Here is an 18,831-nt window from a genome sequence, read left to right as displayed (position 1 = left end):
GGTCTAACATAGTAAGGTGTTAGCCCCTTTTATTTTCGTGATATATATAGGAGGTTAGAGTAATGAAACTACGTACACCGATGCCAGAGATTACTGGCGCAACAGAATGGATTAACGGCGAAGTGACACGTGAAGATCTCGTTGGTGATAAGCCAACTTTATTTCACTTTTGGTCAGTCAGTTGTGGCATGTGTAAAGAAGCAATGCCTCAAGTTAACCAATTTAGAGATGATTATGCAGATGAGTTAAATGTAGTCGCTGTTCATATGCCTCGTTCTGAAAAAGATTTAGATCTAGATCAAGTAAAAGAAGTGGCAGAGGAGCATGGCATTACGCAACCTATTTTCGTTGACAGTGAGCATAAGCTAACAGATGCATTCGAAAATCAATATGTACCAGCTTATTATGTGTTTGATGCTGAAGGTAACCTTCGTCACTTCCAAGCTGGTGGAAGCGGCATGAAGATGTTAACGAAACGCGTTAACCGTGTATTAGGAAAATAAATGAGTAAAAAGCTGATTAGTCTGTGACTAGTCAGCTTTTTTTTGTGTTTTTAATAATAGGGAGAAAAATTATAATTTATATTTTTTTCAAAAAATTTAATAAAAGGGGTAGAAATTTATTTCGTATCCCGATATATTTATAAAAGCAGCATTTTTTGATTAAACAGAAAGTGAGGGAGAAAAGCTTGGACATATTTAAAAAACTAAAACAGTATTATTGGCCTTATAAAAGGTTCTTAATACTATCGTTAATTTCGATGTTATTTGTAACGGTAATTACCGCTGCATATCCAGTTGTACTTCAGCTTACAATTGATGAAGTTATTTATCCAGGTAACTTTGAATTAATACCTATGATCGTAATAGCATTTATAGTGTTAATGGGGATCAAAGCTTTAACTGTATATACTCAACAGTATTTAGGAGACTTATTCGGTATTTCAACCGTTTATGAAGTTCGTGATGACTTGTATAAAAAGTTACAGCGACTTTCCTTTAAGTATTACGATAACGCAAAGACAGGTGACTTAATGTCTCGATTAACAGCGGACGTTGAAGGGTTTCGATTCTTCTTATCATTCGGTTTCGCTGAAATGTTACGAGTTTTCTCAATGGTTACGGTCAGTTTAGCTGTCATGCTTTATTACTCCGTACCTTTAGCTCTAGTAACGATTGCAGTAATGCCGTTCTTAGCTGTTTCGGTATACATGTTTGATAAACGAGTACACCCAGCATTTTTAGGAATTCGTCGATCATTTGGTCGTATGAACACACGTGTACAAGAGAACATCTCAGGAATGAATACAGTTAAATCCTTGTCACGTGAAGACTTTGAAATCGGCCGTTATGAAGATAAAGGTGAAAATTACCGCGAACATTATATTAACACCGCTAAGATTTGGGCTAAATATATGCCATTTATGGAGTTTGTCGGTAACGTTTCGGTTGTTGCTCTATTAGCGTATGGCGGTTACCTCGTCATGCAAGGAAACTTGCAACCAGGTGAATTAGCTGCATTCTTTTCCCTAGTTTGGATGTTCTTAGGACCACTCATGAACTTTGGTTTCGTTGTTAACATGTTCTCACAAGCAAAAGCATCGGGAGAACGTTTGTTAGAAGTTCTTGAGTCAGATTTAGAATTAGACGATGAACTCGAGCCTAAGGGTGAAGAAATTAAGGGGCATGTAACATTCAAAGATGTGACATTAACTTATGTTGAAGATGATGATGAAGCATTAAAAGACGTATCGTTTGATGCACCACCAGGAAAAATTATCGGATTAATTGGAGCAACTGGCTCTGGTAAATCGAGTATTACACAATTAATGACACGCTTCTATCAACCAGAAAAGGGCGAGGTATTAATTGATGGAAAACCGACAACAGAATACTCGTTAAAAGACCTACGTAAACATATTGGTTTCGTGTTACAAGAGCCATTCTTATTTTCAACAACGATTAAAGAAAATATTGCTTACGGTAATCCAGAAGCGTCTATGGATGACATTATCGATGCTGCTAAACGTGCACAGGCGCATGACTTTATTATGGATATGCCAAATGGTTATGACACGTTACTAGGTGAGCGTGGAATGGGATTATCTGGTGGACAGAAACAAAGAATCTCGATTGCACGTGCATTATTGATTAATCCAAGCATCTTAGTGCTTGATGATGCGACAAGTGCAGTAGATATGCAAACAGAGTTTAAGATTCAATCTGCACTAAAAGAAGTGATGCATGACAGAACGACATTTATCATTGCACACCGTATTTCATCTTTAAAGCATGCAGATGAAATTTTAGTATTAGAAGATGGTGAAATTGTTGAACGTGGGGAGCATGACTTTTTACTACAAAACAATGGACCATACCAACGTATTTATGACATTCAATATCAAGATAAAGAAGCAATACTAGGAAAGCAACATGTATAGAAGGAGGGAGTAACTATGGCTACTGAAACGAGGAAAGAAAGCCCTCACTTAAAACGATTTCACTATACGCAAGATGTTGCCGTTGATAAGCCGTTTAACTGGCAACAGCTTGTAAGACTTTTAGAGTATTTAAAGCCTTATGCCAAAACGATCTTACCGATTGCAGTCATTGCGATGTTAGTATCAACAATAGTTAGAATTCTAGTACCCATTTTAATTGGTACAGTGGCATTTGACATGGCCATCGAAAATAATGACGCTAATCTGCTTATGCAGTTAATTGTAGGGATCGCCATTTTATATGGACTAAGTTACATTGGTAATATGATCCGCATTAAGTATGTCAACTTGCTTGGGCAAAATGTTATATACGACTTACGTAAACATTTGTTCTCGCACGTTCAAAGACTATCGAATCGATTTTTCGACAATCGTTCAGCAGGAAGTATTATCGTAAGAATTATGAACGACATTAACTCATTACAAGAGCTATTTACAAATGGAATTATTAACTTGATTATGGACGTTATTACGATCACAACTATTATCATTATTTTGTTTGTATTAAGTCCAGAGTTAGCAGCTGCAGTAATTGTTATAATTCCAATAATGTTCTACATTTCAACACGTTTACGTAAGAACATTCGTCGTTCTTGGCAACAAGTGAGAATTCAGCAATCTCGCTTAAATTCTCACTTAAATGAGAGCATTCAAGGCATTCGAATTACACAGTCATTCGCTCAAGAGAAAGAGAACACTGAGTTTTTCGATGGTGTTAATACTGATAACTTCAAAAACTGGAAGAATGCAACAAGAAAGAGTGCGATGTTTAGACCGTTTGTTGAAATGAGTAATGCATTTGGTGTTGCAATTCTTTTAGCATTTGGTTCATTCCTAATCATTAATGGTAATGTAACAGTCGGTGTATTTATTACATTTGCTTTATTTATGAACATGTTCTGGGAGCCAATCTCTAGACTTGGTCAAATGTATAACCAACTGTTAATGGCCATGTCAGCATCTGAACGTATTTTTGAGTTTTTAGATGAAGAGCCGAATGTAAAAGAAAAAGAAGATGCTAAGTCTCTAGATGATATTGAAGGGCATATAGAATTCGATCAAGTGCAGTTTGCTTATGATGAAGAACGAATTGCCCTGCATGAAATATCACTAGAAATGAAACCAGGTCAATCAGTCGCGTTAGTTGGTCATACCGGTTCTGGTAAGACGACGATTGCTAACTTAATTAATCGATTCTATGACCCAACTAAAGGTGCTGTTAAGGTCGATGGCCATGATCTACGTGACGTGAAACTTGATGATTTGCGTCAGAAGATTAGTGTAGTACTACAAGATACGTTTATTTTCTCAGGTACAATTATGGAAAACATTCGTTTCGGTCGACCTGATGCAACTGACGAAGAAGTTATTGAAGCGGCTAAAGTGGTTGGAGCGGATGATTTCATTCAACGTTTAGCTGAAGGATATGAAACAGAAGTAGAAGAAAGAGGTAACATCTTATCAGCAGGTGAACGTCAATTACTATCTTTCGCTCGTGCACTATTAGCTGATCCGAAAATTATCATTCTAGATGAAGCGACAGCTAGTATAGATACTGAAACAGAAGTGAAAATCCAAAAAGCTTTAAAGAGATTGTTAAGTGGACGTACGTCGATTATTATTGCGCACCGTCTATCAACGATTCGTGATTCAGATAACATTATTGTGTTAGAACATGGCAAGATCTTAGAGCAAGGTAACCATGATGAATTGATGAAGAAGCAAGGTGAATACTACGGTTTAGTTAAATCACAATTTCAAATGTTAGATGATCTATAAGACAAATAGCTGGCTTCGGCCAGCTATTTGTTGTTTGTAGGTTTAAATTGCCTAACTTTGCCTATATTTTCACCATTATTTGTTACAAATGCGTTATAATATGATAGACTACTTGAAGATTGTGTAGTTTAGGAGGAAGGCAGATGGGAAAGCGCTTATATGCAGTTATCGGACTTGGCCGTTTTGGCGGAAGTATATGTAAAGAATTAAGTCGTGAAGGAATGGAAGTATTAGCGATCGACAATGATGAAGAGAAGGTTAATGAATTTAAAGAAGTTGCCTCTCATGCTGTCATTGCGGATTCAACAGATGAAATTGCCTTAAGAGATTTAGGTTTTAGAAATATTGACCACGTTATTGTTGCAATCGGTGATAATGTTCATGCGAGTATTCTGACTACATTAATAGTGAAGGAATTAGGTATTTCAACAATAACAGTGAAAGCACAAAACGATTATCATGAAAAAGTGTTAGAAAAAATTGGTGCAGATGAAATTGTACACCCAGAGCGTGATATGGGTAGAAGAATTGCACATAGTATTATTTCAAGTAATATTTTAGATTACTTAGAGCTATCAGATGAACATAGTGTTGTAGAAGTAAAAGCGGGAGATCGAATGGACGGTGAAACAATAATCGATTTAGATATCCGTGCGCGTTTTGGTTGTAACGTTGTAGCGATTAAGCGTGGCAAAGACATTAACGTATCACCAATGGCAGATGATGTGATTGAAAAAGGAGATATTATCATAGTCATTGGCTCTGATAAAGACATTCACCGCTTTGAGAAAGCGTTGGTTATTGAAGATTAAACAAAATAATAATAATAAACCCCATAGCGATTGCTATGGGGTAATTTTTTTCGGCTATTTGGATAGGAATTGTTCAATTATACTTCCATAATAATTGGTAAAATCATTGGTCTACGTTTCGTTTTGTCATATAAGAATGGTTGGATCGTATCGGTAATTTCATTTTTAATCTCAGACCATTGCGTTGTCTTACGTTCCATTACTTTTTCTAAATGGTTCGCAACTAAACCTTGAGCATCTTTAATCAAGTCTTCAGATTCTCTCATATAGACAAAACCTCTTGAGATAATGTCAGGTCCAGAAGCAATCTTAAATTCTTTCATGTCAATACTGACAACGACAATAACTAAACCTTCTTCAGATAGAATTCTTCTATCTCTTAAGACAATGTTACCGATATCTCCGATTCCACTACCGTCTACATAGACAGAGCCGGATGGAATCTTTCCTGCTACACCGACTTTATTTTTGCCAATAGCTAACACGTCACCATTATCCATAACAAAGCTGTTTTTACTTGGTACACCAGTGTCTTCAGCTAAATTAATATGTTCTGATAACATGCGGTATTCACCGTGAATTGGCATAAAGTATTTCGGTTTCATTAGGCGTAGCATTAGTTTCTGTTCTTCTTGTCCACCGTGTCCTGACGTGTGAATGTCATTTAATGATCCGTGAATAACATTCGCTCCAGCACGATATAGCTTATTAATATTACGATTAATGCTAATCGTGTTGCCAGGGATTGGTGAAGAAGAAAAGACCACTGTATCATCTGGTTGAATTTGTATATGACGGTGTGTACCGTTTGCAATTCTTGATAATGCAGCCAATGTTTCACCTTGTGAACCAGTACATAAAATAACTAGTTCATCACTAGGTACTTTATTTATTTGGTTCGGTTCAATAAATGTGTCTTTAGGTGCTTGAATGTAGCCCAGTTTTTGACCGATCTTAATCGCATTCTCCATACTGCGCCCAAATACAACAATTTTACGTCCATTTTGGATTGCTGATTGGACAACTTGTTGTAGGCGGTAAATGTTTGATGCGAATGTAGCGAAAATTATTCGGCCTTCAACGTTGTCGAATATTTCTTGAATACTCTTACCGACAACACTTTCTGATAGTGTGAATCCAGGGATTTCACTATTAGTACTATCAGATAGTAAGCAAAGTACACCCTCAGAACCGATTTCAGCCATTTTTGATAAATTGGCTGGTTCACCAACTGGAGTAAAGTCAAACTTAAAGTCTCCTGTATGAACGATGTTACCAGGTGGTGTTTTGACGACGATTCCGAACGCATCAGGAATACTGTGTGTCACTCGGAAAAATGTGACTGACGTTTTGCGGAATTTAATGACATCGTCTTCTTGAATTTCATTTAAGTTAGCGCTACGTAATAATCCGTGTTCTTCTAACTTGTTTCTAAGTAATCCGATTGCTAGCTTTCCACCGTAAATTGGAATATTCATTTCTCTTAGTAAATATGGAATCCCACCAATGTGGTCTTCGTGTCCGTGTGTAATAAACAACCCTTTAATTTTATCTTGGTTTTGGATTAAGTACGTATAGTCAGGGATGACATAATCAATTCCTAACAATTCGTCTTCAGGGAATTTAATACCAGCATCAATTAAGATAATTTCATCTTGGAATTGAATACCATACGTATTTTTACCGATCTCACCAAGACCACCTAAAGCAAAAATTGCAACTTGATCGTTTTTAACAAACTTCATTTCGTTACAAATTCTCCACTTTATAGTTTTCGGATTGTTGTTCGTAAGCTAGATGTTCCTCACTTAGCTCTTGGACATGTTCGATATTGTAATTACGGTCTGCTAGCTTTTTACGGACTTCACGTTTGCTTTCAGCTTCAATGTACATTGATTTTGTTTCTTCACGTACAGGTGATTCTGAAATGTCTTCTTGATATAATACTTTAAAAATCATTAATTACTCTCCTTACTTTGATGTTTTAGAACGTGTATTCCTATCCGTATAGCTATATAAAATGCAATTTTGCATTATAAAACAATGTTAAATATGTTAGTTAAACTAGTTAATCTTTATTAATATCAATAGTATTTAAGCCTTGTTTTGATCTTAATAATCTTTTTAGGCGGTTTTTAATCTTTTCACGTAAACGTTTTAACATTATATCATACATCTCCTTTCAGTATGATATAGAGGACGTTTCTACATAAAGACTGTAATGTATAGTGTGTATTCTTTTGTTTATTATCCACTTCTTACCTTTATTATATACTGTTAAGGACTATAATTAAAATGATAAATATAAAAAAGTGCTGAAATATAAATTCAGCACTTTAAAAAAGACGGATTAAAAATTTATAATTCTTCTGCTGATACGGCATCAGCTGGAGGAGTTAAAGGGTCCTCTTGATTAATGTGATCGTAAAACATAACCCCGTTTAAATGATCGATTTCATGCTGGAATACGATTGCTGCGTATCCTTTAAGTCTTAGTTTAACTTCTTCACCTTCTAAAGTAGTAGCTTTTACTGTAATACGTGCATAGCGTGGTACAATTCCTGGTACATCACGATCAACGCTTAAACAACCTTCTCCGTTTGGTAAATAAGTTCGCTCAACCGAATGACTCATAATTTTAGGATTAAATAAACCATAACTAAATTCACGGTTATTAAAATCAGTGAAATGAACAGCAATCATACGTTTTGTAAGTCCTATTTGTGGTGCGGCAAGACCAATACCAGGTCTTAGGCCATATTTTTCTGCTATTTGTTCGTCTTGACTGTTTTTTACGTATTGTAACATCTCATCTAATGTGTGTTTGTCTTCATTAGTAGGGGGAAGTTCAACTTCTTTAGCTCTCTGTCTTAAAACTTCATGCCCTTCACGTACGATATCGTCCATCGTAATCATTTATTTCATCCCTTTCTCAACTTATGTATATACCTTAGTTAGCTATGGTCATTTTATCACAATTTTTTTTAAATCATAATTAATCCGTAATATTTTTGTTCTATAAAATATGGTATACTGTTTTTTAGAATGTGCCTATTATACAAAATGAACAAAAAATGTAAAGTATACTTCATTTTTTGTTTAGCTAAGATGTATAATAGGTATCGGAATAAAGAGACGAGGTTAAGAAAGAGGGATCAGTCGATGAAAAAGATATTATTAACAGCCATTCTAGCATTAAGTTTAATCGTTCTAGCTGCATGTAATGGTGGAAATCAAGCAGCGGAAAATATTTATGACCACCTTGAAACATCAGTTGAACTAGAAGAAGAATTCCATGAAGCACAAAGCGAGCTAGTGGAAATCGAGCAACAAGAACATGAACTGTATAATGAAATGATCGAAGTTAATATGGATGAGTTAGATGAAATAGAAGGTACTGTAAATGAAGCGTTAGAATTATTAGAGGAACGCCGTCAACTAATGGAACAGGAAATGGACAGTATTGATGCTGCTAAAGAAGAGTTCGACCAAGTTGAACAGTACGTAGAAGATTTAGATGAAGAGGCTCAACCTGCAGCAAATGAAATGGTTGAAAAGATGGATGAACGTTATGAAGCTTTCGTAAGTCTGTATGACGCTTATATGCAGTCGTTAGATTATGACCAAGAGCTTTACGAGATGTTATTAGATGAAGAGCTAGAAAGTGAAACATTAGATGAACAAGTTGACCTTGTTAATAATAGTTATGATGAAATTACAGAAGCACAAGAGGCATTTAATCAACGTACGAGTGAGTTTAACGATATGAAACGCGACTTTTATGATGCGGTTGAATTAGAAGTGGAGTTTGTTGAGTAACAATAGGTGTTGTAATACAGTGCATACTTTAAAAGAGTATGCACTTTTTTTATGTTATTTTAATTTAATAGAACTTATGTGAATGCGCTTTTATATAGGAATTAGGAAACAGAAATATATTTTAACTTTAAGGTAATCTGTTATATTACAGAAGAGCTTATATAATATAACAGATTAATATATTGTTTTAATAGAATTTGATAAAAATACTAGCAAATCCCTTTGAAATAAAAGTGTTTGACTAAAGAAGTAGCTTTAAGATAAACTACTTTATAGGTGAATATTGTACTAATCACTTTGCATTGATCAATGTAACAGCTAATTTTGATTAAGGCTAATTAATAATGGGTACATATATAAAAGGTAGGATTAGTACTCTAAGAATTGGCAAACTTATAGTAAGTCAAATTTTTTTAAAAGGAAGGAAGAGGTGACTAGAGTGAGTTTTAAAAATCCACTTGAAGGTATCGAAGAAAAGTTTGAAATGATTCAAATTTTAGATGAAGATGGTCAAATTGTTGACGAAGACAACGTACCTGATTTATCTGATGATGATCTAGTCGAATTAATGCGCCGTATGGTTTATACACGTGTGTTAGACCAACGTTCGATTGCGTTAAATCGTCAAGGTCGTTTAGGTTTCTATGCTCCAACAGCTGGACAGGAGGCATCACAATTAGGAAGTCATTTTGCTATGGAGAAAGAGGACTTCTTACTACCAGCTTATCGTGATGTTCCTCAATTGATTTTCCATGGTTTACCACTTTATCAAGCATTTTTATTCTCTCGTGGTCATTACCACGGAAACCAAATGCCTGAAGATGTTAATGCAGTAAGCCCACAAATCATTATTGGTGCGCAAATTACTCAAGCAGCTGGTGTTGCTTATGGGTTTAAACATAATGGTAAAAAGAACGTGGCATTAACGTACACTGGTGATGGCGGTGCCTCACAAGGTGACTTCTATGAAGGAGTTAACTTTGCAGGTGCATATAAAGCTCCAGCAATTTTTGTTGTACAAAATAACCAGTTTGCTATTTCAGTTCCAGTTGAAAAGCAATCAGCAGCTGAGACAATTGCACAAAAAGCAGCTGCAGCTGGTGTACCTGGATATTTAGTTGATGGTATGGACGTTCTAGCAGTGTACAAAGTGGTTAAAGAAGCGCGTGACCGTGCTGTTAATGGTGAAGGTCCAACGTTAATAGAAACAATGACTTATCGTTACGGTCCACACACAATGGCTGGTGATGACCCAACTCGTTACCGTACAGATGATATGGATGACAAATGGGAGAAGCGTGACCCACTTGTGCGTTTCCGTAAGTACCTAGAAGGAAAAGATCTATGGTCAGAAGAGAAAGAAAACGAAATTGTAGAGACAGCTAAAGAAGAAATTAAAGAAGCAATCAAGAAAGCTGACAAGCAAGATAAGCAAAAAGTTACAGACTTAATATCAATTATGTACGACGAACTTCCACAAAATTTAGAAGAGCAGATGGAAGAATATAAAGAAAAGGAGTCGAAGTAAACCATGGCACAAATGACGATGATTCAAGCAATTACTAATGCCCTTCACACGGAATTAAAAAATGACGAAAACGTCCTTGTGTTCGGTGAAGACGTCGGCCAAAACGGCGGTGTATTCCGTGCAACTGAAGGTTTACAAGAAGAATTCGGAGAAGAGCGCGTATTTGACACGCCATTAGCTGAGTCAGGTATTATCGGACTAGCAGTTGGTATGTCAACTCAAAATTTGCGTCCTGTTCCTGAAATTCAATTCTTCGGCTTCGTGTTTGAAGCAATGGATGCAGTAAGTGGTCAAGCTGCTCGTATGCGTTATCGTTCTGGCGGTCGTTGGAATGCACCAATGACAATCCGTTCACCTTTTGGTGGTGGTGTACACACACCTGAATTGCACGCAGATAGTTTAGAAGGTTTAATGGCACAACAACCAGGACTTAAAGTAGTTATTCCATCAAACCCTTACGATGCAAAAGGTTTATTAATTCAGTCTATTCGTGATAATGATCCAGTTATTTTCTTAGAACATATGAAGCTTTATCGTTCATTCCGTGAAGAAGTACCTGAAGAAGAGTACACAATCGACTTAGGGAAAGCGAACGTTAAGCGTGAAGGTAACGACATTACATTCGTTGCTTACGGCGCGATGGTACATGCAGCATTAAAAGCAGCTGATGAATTAAAAGAAGAAGGTATTGAGGCAGAAGTTATTGACCTACGTACAGTAGCTCCAGTTGATATCGATACTATTATTGAATCAGTAGAGAAAACAAATCGTGCTGTCGTTATTCAAGAAGCTCAAAAGCAAGCAGGTATTGCAGCTAGCATTGTTTCAGAGATTCAAGAGCGTTCTATTTTACACCTAGAAGCACCAGTTCTTCGTGTAACGGCACCTGATACAGTGTATCCATTCTCAGAAGCAGAAGAAGTATGGTTACCAAATCATAAAGATATTGTTGAGAAAGCGAAACAATCGATTAACTTTTAATGATAATTAGAATAGGAGGGTATAATCGTGGCCTTTGAATTTAAGCTACCGGATATCGGTGAAGGTATACATGAAGGTGAAATTGCCAAATGGTTTGTTAAACCTGGTGATGAAATTCAAGAAGACGATGTATTGTGTGAAGTTCAAAACGACAAAGCAGTTGTTGAAATTCCTTCACCAGTTGAAGGTACAGTTAGTGATGTACTAGTAGATGAAGGTGAAGTTGCGACTGTAGGCGATACAATTGTAAAGATCGACGCGGAAGGTTATGAAGATGAAGGTTCTGATGATGCTGAAGAAGAAGAGCCTAAAGAAGAACCAAAAGAAGAAAAACAAGAGGCTAAAACGGACTCGGATGAAAAAGTCGGTGGCAATGAATCAGACGTAGATGAAGATCAACGTGTTATTGCAATGCCATCTGTTCGTAAATATGCTCGTGAAAATGAAGTAGATATTCGTCAAGTATCAGGTTCAGGTAAAAATGGTCGTATCTTAAAAGAAGATGTCGATACATTCTTAAGCGGAGATCAAAAAGCAGAAGCTCCGACTGAAGAGCAAGCTGGAGAACAAACAGCTGAGGCAGCGAGTGAAACAAAACAAGAGCCTGTATTAGAAGGTCAATATCCAGAAACGCGTGAAAAGATTAGCGGGATCCGTAAAGCAATCGCTAAAGCAATGGTTAATTCTAAGCAGACAGCGCCACACGTAACATTAATGGATGAAATTGATGTAACAGAACTTGTTAATCACCGTAAGAAGTTTAAAGAAATTGCTGCTGAGCAAGACATTAAACTAACTTACTTACCTTATGTTGTTAAAGCACTAGTATCAACTCTGAAGAAGTACCCAGTATTAAACACATCATTTGATGATGATACTGAAGAGTTAATTCAGAAGCATTACTACAACATTGGTATTGCTGCTGATACAGATAAAGGTTTATTAGTACCAGTCGTCAAAGATGCTGATCGTAAATCAGTGTTCCAAATTTCAAGTGAAGTGAACGATTTGGCAACTAAAGCTCGTGATGGTAAACTATCTTCAGAAGAAATGAAAGGTGCATCAAGTTCAATCACCAATATTGGTTCAGCTGGAGGTAAATGGTTCACACCAGTTATTAACCATCCTGAAGTAGCGATTTTAGGAATCGGTCGTATTAGTGAAGAACCAGTTGTGCGTGATGGAGAAGTTGTAGCTGCTCCAGTATTAGCTATTTCATTAAGCTTCGACCATCGTATCATTGATGGTGCAACAGCACAGCATGCTATGAACCATGTAAAACGTTTATTACATGATCCACAATTAATTATGATGGAGGCGTAGATTTTATGGTAGTAGGAGATTTCCCGGTAGAGGTAGACACACTCGTAGTAGGAGCTGGCCCTGGCGGATATGTTGCAGCGATTCGTGCTGCACAAATGGGGCAAAGCGTAACAATCGTTGATAAAGGTAACTTAGGAGGCGTTTGCTTAAACGTAGGTTGTGTTCCTTCTAAGGCACTAATCTCTGCAGGTCACCGTTATGAACATGCGAGTGGCTCAGATGATATGGGTATCGTTGCAGAAAACGTATCAGTTGACTTTTCAAAAGTGCAAGAGTGGAAAGGTCAAGTTGTAGATAAACTAACTGGCGGTGTTGAAGGCCTATTAAAAGCGAACAAAGTAGACATCGTAAAAGGTGAAGTTTACTTCGTAGACAAAAACACAGCTAAAATTATGGACGATAAACAGTCTCAAACTTACAAGTTCAAAGACGTAATCGTAGCAACTGGCTCTCGTCCAGTCGAATTAAAGCCATTCCCTTACTCTGATCGCGTTCTAGATTCAACAGGTGCTTTAGAACTTGATGAAATTCCAGAGAAAATGGTTGTAATCGGTGGCGGTTATATCGGTACAGAGCTTGGTGGAGCATATGCTAGCTTTGGTACAGAAGTAACGATCCTAGAAGGTGAAAAAGACATTCTGGGTGGCTTTGAAAAGCAAATGACTCAACTTGTGAAAAAGCGCCTGAAGAAAAAAGGTGTTGACGTTGTAACAAACGCAATGGCACAAGGTGTTGAAGAGACAGATAGCGGTGTTAAAGTAACATATGAGCTTAAAGGTGAAGAGAAAACTGTAGAAGCGGATTACCTACTAGTTACAGTTGGACGTCGCCCTAACACTGATGAAATTGGTTTAGAAGAAATCGGCGTTGAATTAGATGATCAAGGTCTAATCAAAATCGACAAGCAGTGTCGTACAAACTTAGACAACGTTTATGCAATTGGTGATATCGTTGAAGGACCACCACTTGCACACAAAGCTTCTTATGAAGGTAAAATTGCTGCTGAAGCTATTAGCGGTGAAAAATCAGAAATCGACTACTTAGGTATTCCAGCAGTTGTATTCAGTGACCCTGAATTAGCTAGCGTTGGACATACTGAAGATAGTGCGAAAGAAGCAGGATTTGAAGCAGAAGCTTCTAAATTCCCATTCGGTGCAAACGGCCGTGCCCTATCACTAAATGATTCAGATGGTTTCGTGAAGCTTGTGACACGTAAATCTGACGGTTTAGTAATCGGTGCTCAAGTAGTAGGACCAAATGCAAGTGACTTAATTGCAGAATTAGGTTTAGCAGTTGAAGCTGGTATGACAGCTGAAGACTTAGCTCTTACCATCCACGCTCATCCAACATTAGGTGAAACAGTGATGGAAGCAGCTGAAGTTGCAATTGGTATGCCAATCCACATCGCAAAATAATGATCAAAAACCCCCTTGGCCTTGTGCCAAGGGGGGTTTTTAGTTGTTTTGTGTGTTAGTGGTAGTTTGAACGCTGATAAAGGTCCATGAGCGCCGATAAATCTCTATGAGCGCTGATAAATTTCAGCGAGCGCCGATAAAAAATCATGAGCGCTGATAAAAATCCCTGAAATACTTTTTCTAAACAGGCTGCCACAACCGAGGACAGCCTGTACATTTTACGCTATTCCTCACGCTTTTTCCTTCTCAACGGATAATTACGTGCTTCTTCCCTAAATGCTTTTACGAGTGAGAAGATAATCAATATGAGCACGAAGGCAAATGGAAATGCGGCAATAATCGACGCTGTTTGTAATGCACCTAATCCACCTTGCCATAATAACACAGCGGCTGTTGCTGACTGCACCACACCCCAAGATAACTTAACTCGTAAGTTCGGATTGAGACTTCCACCTGTTGTTTGCATTCCTAATACAAATGTTGCAGAGTCAGCAGATGTAATAAAGAATGTACTAATTAATAAGATTGTTAAAAGTGTAGTAATTAGTGAAAAAGGATAATTTTCTAAAACAGTAAATAACGCTCCTTCTTCTCCAACTTCTTCAACTACAGATTGAATGTTCATGTCATGGTGGTATTCTAATGAGATCGCTGAACCACCAAAGGCTGAAAACCATAACGCACCAAAGATTGTCGGAACTAGCAATACCCCAATAACAAACTCTCGAACTGTACGCCCTCTAGATACTCGAGCGATGAACATACCAACAAATGGTGCCCAAGCAATCCACCAAGCCCAATAGAAAATAGTCCATCCTTCTAACCATTCAGTGTTCTCAGGACTAAATGGTGTTGTTCTAAAGCTCATAGAAGGTAGGTTTTGTACATAACTTCCTAGTGTTGTTGTGAAATAGTTCATAATAAAGTTTGTTGGTCCGGCAAAGAGCATGAAAGCAAATAAAACAAACATTAATATAATATTTGTTGTACTTAAATATTTAATTCCTCGGTTCAATCCAGTTAAAGCTGAAAGCATAAATAATACGGTAACTACGGCTATGATGATTAATTGGAGGTTAACAGTATTTTCAAGGTTTTCGTTAACAAAACCTAAACCACTACTTATTTGTTGCGCTCCTAAACCTAAAGATGTAGCGACACCGAAGATTGTTGCAAAAACAGCAATAGTATTAACAACAGTACCGTAAGTGTTGTCCATCTTATCTCCAAATAATGGTTTTAAAGTACTACTAATTAGGCCAGGATAGTCTTTTCTAAATTGGAAATAAGCTAAAGCAAGAGCTAAAATTGCATATATGCCCCATGGATGTAATCCCCAGTGGAAGAAGCTATAACGCATCGCAACACGTCCAGCCTCACTTTGTCCTTCCACATCATACGGAGGAGCATTAAAGTGTGAAATAGGTTCTGCAGCCCCCCAGAACACTAAGCCAATCCCCATACCAGCACTGAAAAGCATTCCGAACCAAGTTAAGTAATTATATTCAGGCTCATCTCCGTCTTTACCTAAAACGATATTCCCGTATTTTGATACGACTAAAAATGCTGCAAATATAAGAAAAGAAGTAGCGGATAGTAAGTAAAACCACCCAAACTTTGAAACTAAAAAACCTTGAATATTACCTGTTACTTCGTTTAAATTCCAATTCGGCCACGTCTCTTCAGGTACAACACCCCAAACAATAAATAAAATAGCAATAGCAAGTGATATATAAAAAACTTTAGTTACCGATTCTCTCATTATGATCAACCTTTCTGTTCATCTTAAGATGCACGCAAGTCATACTAATTTGCTTTTAGTTTTATCCATGCTTGACTTTAAATTCATGGAAATTTTTTTTGATTAAATTCGACAAAAGTTATATTTATTTCCTAATGTAGTGTTATATAATGGATTTATACATACAGAGGGGGACCAGACATGAGAAAACTTATTTTGATCGTATTACTCGGAATGTTTATGGTGTTAGCAGCATGTAGTGATGAAGCAGAACAAACACCAGACGAACAAGATGATGAACCTGTTGAAGAAAAAGATGAAGATAAAGAAAATGGACAAGAAGAAGTAAGAGAAGAAGAGTCTGAAGAAGACCATGAAGAACAAGAACAAGAAGAAGAAAAGGATGAAGAATTAGAAGAGGAAGTAGAAGAGGTTGAAGAAGACCAAAAGCCTCAATATGAAATGTCAGACAGTTGGGCTTTTTCCCCAATAGATGATGCTAACCCTAGTGTCGTCTTACTAACGATTGATGACGCGCCAGATGGTCAAGCTTTAGAAATGGCAGAAACATTAAAAGCACTGGATGCTCCAGCAATCTTTTTCGTTAACGGTATTTTCATGGAAAGTGAAGAAGATCAAGAGATCGTAAGACAAATTCATGAGATGGGTTTTGCGATTGGAAATCACACTTATAGTCATCAAAACTTACAAAACATCTCAGAAGAAGAGCAACGTGAAGAGATTATTAGCCTAAGTGAACTGATTGAAGAGATTACGGGAGAAAAGCCTAAGTTCTTTAGAGCACCACATGGGGCTAATACTGATTTTGCACGAAATTTAGTTGAAGATGAAGGTATGCTCTTAATGAATTGGACGTATGGCTACGATTATTTTGAGCCTTATATGGAAGCGGAAAAACTTGCAGAGGCAATGATTACAGGTAAAGCACCAGAGGTCGATGTTCCTCACTCATTATTAAGAGATGGTGCAAACTTGTTAATGCATGATCGTGAATGGACAAATGAAGCGTTAGAGGAAATTGTTGAAGGCCTACGTGATCAAGGATACGGTATGTTAGATCCAGATTTAATTTTAACACCTTCAGACGATTAAAGAGCGGAACATTCCGCTCTTTTTTTTATGTTTATAATGTACTACTATATGATACTAAGTAAATTAGTATGATACAAATAATTAATTTATGTAACCTATTGCAATAATTAGTATGACATAATATACTATTAATAACTTAATTATTATATCACTGTCTGAAAGGGGAATTTGAATGGGTACAATTGTTTGTTCAAGCTGCCAGCGTGTGATTGATCATTTTGATTATGAAAAGGTAACGGTTTTATATAGTAGTCATTGTACTTGTAAAAAGGATAACAAATAAATAACATTGCAAACGCTTACAGCAATATGTAATAAGTATTAAGGTGCATGTTTACCATGTACCTTTTTCTTTTTTACTTTATTGGTATGGCTAATTAAAAAATGCTATACTACGTAGCAAGGGAGTGGTAATTGGTGGCAATACGTACTAAAGTGACAGACATGTTAAGTATTGATTGGCCTATCATACAAGGTGGTTTGGCCCATTTAGCTTATGCTGACTTGGCTGCTGCTGTCTCAAATGCGGGTGGACTCGGTCAAATTACGGCAATGAGTTTACCAAGTGATGAAGCATTAAGAGAAGAAATACATAAAGTAAAACAAATGACTGACCGACCTTATGGCGTTAATTTCGCAATTGGTCAAGGTTATAGCTCTTTTGAAAAGAGAGTTAACATCGCTATAGAAGAAAAAGTCCCTGCTATATCAATTACTGGTGGTAATCCTAAGCCAGTTTTAGACCAAGTGAAGGGCACAGGTATTAAAACATTAGTATTGGTAGCAGCTAAGCGACAAGCAATTAAAGCTGCTGAGCTCGGTGCTGATGCTGTCATGGTTGTTGGCCATGAAGGTGGTGGTCATTTAGGTCGTGATGATATAGGTACTTTTGTTTTAACACCTGAAGTAGTTGATGCGGTTGATATACCTGTTATAGCATCAGGAGGTATCAGTGATGGACGTGGTTTAATGGCAGCTTTAGCTTTAGGGGCAGAAGGTATAGAAATGGGGACGCGATTTATCGCAACGAAAGAATGTGTCCATGCTCATGAACATTACAAACAAGCATTATTAAAAGCTGATGAGCAATCTACCGTCTTAATCAAAAAATCACTAGGGCAACCAGCTCGGGCGATCAAAAACGACTGGACTGATCAAATATTACAACTAGAAGAACAAGAAGTGGGTTATGAAGGATTGAAAGATTATATTAGTGGGAATGCTAATAAACGTTATATTTATGACGGAGTCGAGTCAGAAGGGTTTGGTTGGGCAGGCCAAGTTGCTATGAGAATTCAAGAAGTTCCTACTGTACAACAGTTCTTCACTCAAATTGACGATGAAGTTAATAAAGTACAAGCAAAGTGGAATAACAGCTAGAGAGGTGATCAAATGAATTATCATTATCCAATTGATCCAGATTGGTCGACAGAGCAAGTGATGGATATCGTGCAATTTTTCAATACAGTAGAAGAAGCATACGAAGGTGAAGTAGAAAAAGAGAAAGTATTAGAGTATTATAAAAAATTCAAAAATATTGTGCCTGCTAAAGATGAGGAAAAAACAATGTTTAAAGAGTTTGAAAAACATTCTGGCTATATACCTTATAAAGTTGTCAAAAAAGCACAAGAAGCTGAACAGAGTGAAAATGTAACGATGAAATAAAAAAGGAGTCTGGGACAGAATTAATTGTTAATACAGAAAACCCGAACGATATCACATTTTGAATTCGTTCGGGTTTAGCTTCTAGTCCCGCTCCATCAAAATGCTTCGCTTTCCGTGGGCGGCTGGTGAGCCTCCTCGTGCTACGCACTGAGGCC

The 18,831-nt window shown here is 37.1% G+C and carries 17 protein-coding genes; 13 read left to right on the top strand and 4 right to left on the bottom strand.

The window, feature by feature from the left end; genetic code table 11:
- Positions 1 to 62: 62 nt before the first annotated feature.
- The 4 genes from AHA02nite_RS05420 (at position 63) to AHA02nite_RS05405 (ending at position 5,091) form a co-directional block, all read left to right on the top strand.
- Entirely contained in the window at positions 63 to 503 is a 441-nt protein-coding gene (locus tag AHA02nite_RS05420; protein WP_146815160.1) for a TlpA family protein disulfide reductase, read from the top strand.
- A 185-nt stretch (positions 504 to 688) separates the two neighbouring features.
- Positions 689 to 2,440 carry an ABC transporter ATP-binding protein gene (locus AHA02nite_RS05415; protein ID WP_146815158.1) on the top strand — a complete coding sequence of 584 codons (1,752 nt, stop codon included), beginning with the start codon at positions 689 to 691 and terminating at the stop codon, positions 2,438 to 2,440.
- A gap of 15 nt (positions 2,441 to 2,455) precedes the next feature.
- On the top strand, positions 2,456 to 4,279 hold the full coding sequence (locus AHA02nite_RS05410; RefSeq protein ID WP_146815156.1) for an ABC transporter ATP-binding protein: 1,824 nt from the start codon (positions 2,456 to 2,458) through the stop codon (positions 4,277 to 4,279).
- A 143-nt stretch (positions 4,280 to 4,422) separates the two neighbouring features.
- Positions 4,423 to 5,091 carry a potassium channel family protein gene (locus tag AHA02nite_RS05405; protein ID WP_146815154.1) on the top strand — a complete coding sequence of 223 codons (669 nt, stop codon included), beginning with the start codon at positions 4,423 to 4,425 and terminating at the stop codon, positions 5,089 to 5,091.
- Between the two features lie 77 nt (positions 5,092 to 5,168).
- Here the strand turns inward: AHA02nite_RS05405 and rnjA are convergent, their stop codons facing one another.
- The 3 genes from rnjA to def all read right to left on the bottom strand — a co-directional run bounded on the left by rnjA (position 5,169) and on the right by def (position 8,007).
- Complete coding sequence (gene rnjA, locus AHA02nite_RS05400) at positions 5,169 to 6,836, bottom strand: ribonuclease J1 (protein ID WP_146815152.1); 1,668 nt, start codon at positions 6,834 to 6,836, stop codon at positions 5,169 to 5,171.
- A 4-nt stretch (positions 6,837 to 6,840) separates the two neighbouring features.
- On the bottom strand, positions 6,841 to 7,050 hold the full coding sequence (locus tag AHA02nite_RS05395; protein WP_146815150.1) for a DNA-dependent RNA polymerase subunit epsilon: 210 nt from the start codon (positions 7,048 to 7,050) through the stop codon (positions 6,841 to 6,843).
- Between the two features lie 399 nt (positions 7,051 to 7,449).
- Positions 7,450 to 8,007, bottom strand: coding sequence for a peptide deformylase (gene def, locus AHA02nite_RS05390; protein ID WP_146815148.1), 558 nt, complete (start codon positions 8,005 to 8,007; stop codon positions 7,450 to 7,452).
- 246 nt (positions 8,008 to 8,253) lie between these two features.
- On the opposite strand from def, the gene AHA02nite_RS05385 reads away from it, so the two are divergent.
- The 5 genes from AHA02nite_RS05385 (at position 8,254) to lpdA (ending at position 14,157) form a co-directional block, all read left to right on the top strand.
- Positions 8,254 to 8,910, top strand: a complete 657-nt coding sequence (locus AHA02nite_RS05385; RefSeq protein WP_170235979.1) for a YkyA family protein — start codon at positions 8,254 to 8,256, stop codon at positions 8,908 to 8,910.
- 484 nt (positions 8,911 to 9,394) lie between these two features.
- Entirely contained in the window at positions 9,395 to 10,438 is a 1,044-nt protein-coding gene (gene pdhA, locus AHA02nite_RS05380) for a pyruvate dehydrogenase (acetyl-transferring) E1 component subunit alpha (protein WP_146815372.1), read from the top strand.
- Positions 10,439 to 10,441: 3 nt separating this feature from the next.
- Positions 10,442 to 11,419 (top strand): alpha-ketoacid dehydrogenase subunit beta, encoded by a 978-nt coding sequence (locus tag AHA02nite_RS05375; RefSeq protein WP_146815144.1) that lies wholly within the window; start codon positions 10,442 to 10,444, stop codon positions 11,417 to 11,419.
- Between the two features lie 27 nt (positions 11,420 to 11,446).
- The gene (locus tag AHA02nite_RS05370) at positions 11,447 to 12,742 is read left to right on the top strand and encodes a dihydrolipoamide acetyltransferase family protein (protein ID WP_146815141.1); all 1,296 of its coding nucleotides are present in this window, start codon (positions 11,447 to 11,449) and stop codon (positions 12,740 to 12,742) included.
- Positions 12,743 to 12,747: 5 nt separating this feature from the next.
- Positions 12,748 to 14,157 carry a dihydrolipoyl dehydrogenase gene (gene lpdA, locus AHA02nite_RS05365; protein WP_146815139.1) on the top strand — a complete coding sequence of 470 codons (1,410 nt, stop codon included), beginning with the start codon at positions 12,748 to 12,750 and terminating at the stop codon, positions 14,155 to 14,157.
- A 223-nt stretch (positions 14,158 to 14,380) separates the two neighbouring features.
- Here lpdA and AHA02nite_RS05360 read toward each other — a convergent pair whose 3' ends face one another.
- Positions 14,381 to 15,919 carry a glycine betaine uptake BCCT transporter gene (locus AHA02nite_RS05360; protein ID WP_146815137.1) on the bottom strand — a complete coding sequence of 513 codons (1,539 nt, stop codon included), beginning with the start codon at positions 15,917 to 15,919 and terminating at the stop codon, positions 14,381 to 14,383.
- Between the two features lie 180 nt (positions 15,920 to 16,099).
- Here AHA02nite_RS05360 and AHA02nite_RS05355 point away from each other — a divergent pair, with 180 nt between their 5' ends.
- The 4 genes from AHA02nite_RS05355 to AHA02nite_RS05340 all read left to right on the top strand — a co-directional run bounded on the left by AHA02nite_RS05355 (position 16,100) and on the right by AHA02nite_RS05340 (position 18,676).
- Positions 16,100 to 17,011 carry a polysaccharide deacetylase family protein gene (locus AHA02nite_RS05355; RefSeq protein ID WP_146815135.1) on the top strand — a complete coding sequence of 304 codons (912 nt, stop codon included), beginning with the start codon at positions 16,100 to 16,102 and terminating at the stop codon, positions 17,009 to 17,011.
- A 172-nt stretch (positions 17,012 to 17,183) separates the two neighbouring features.
- Positions 17,184 to 17,294: a GapA-binding peptide SR1P gene (locus AHA02nite_RS05350; protein WP_146815133.1), complete on the top strand. Its 111-nt coding sequence runs from the start codon at positions 17,184 to 17,186 to the stop codon at positions 17,292 to 17,294.
- A 161-nt stretch (positions 17,295 to 17,455) separates the two neighbouring features.
- Entirely contained in the window at positions 17,456 to 18,391 is a 936-nt protein-coding gene (locus tag AHA02nite_RS05345; RefSeq protein WP_407642726.1) for an NAD(P)H-dependent flavin oxidoreductase, read from the top strand.
- A 12-nt stretch (positions 18,392 to 18,403) separates the two neighbouring features.
- On the top strand, positions 18,404 to 18,676 hold the full coding sequence (locus tag AHA02nite_RS05340) for a UPF0223 family protein (protein ID WP_146815129.1): 273 nt from the start codon (positions 18,404 to 18,406) through the stop codon (positions 18,674 to 18,676).
- Positions 18,677 to 18,831: the final 155 nt, after the last annotated feature.

Source organism: Alkalibacillus haloalkaliphilus (genome assembly GCF_007991275.1).
Taxonomy (GTDB): domain Bacteria; phylum Bacillota; class Bacilli; order Bacillales; family Alkalibacillaceae; genus Alkalibacillus; species Alkalibacillus haloalkaliphilus.
The sequence above is the reverse complement of the archived record's forward strand: the minus strand, read 5'-3'. Positions and strand labels throughout refer to the sequence as shown.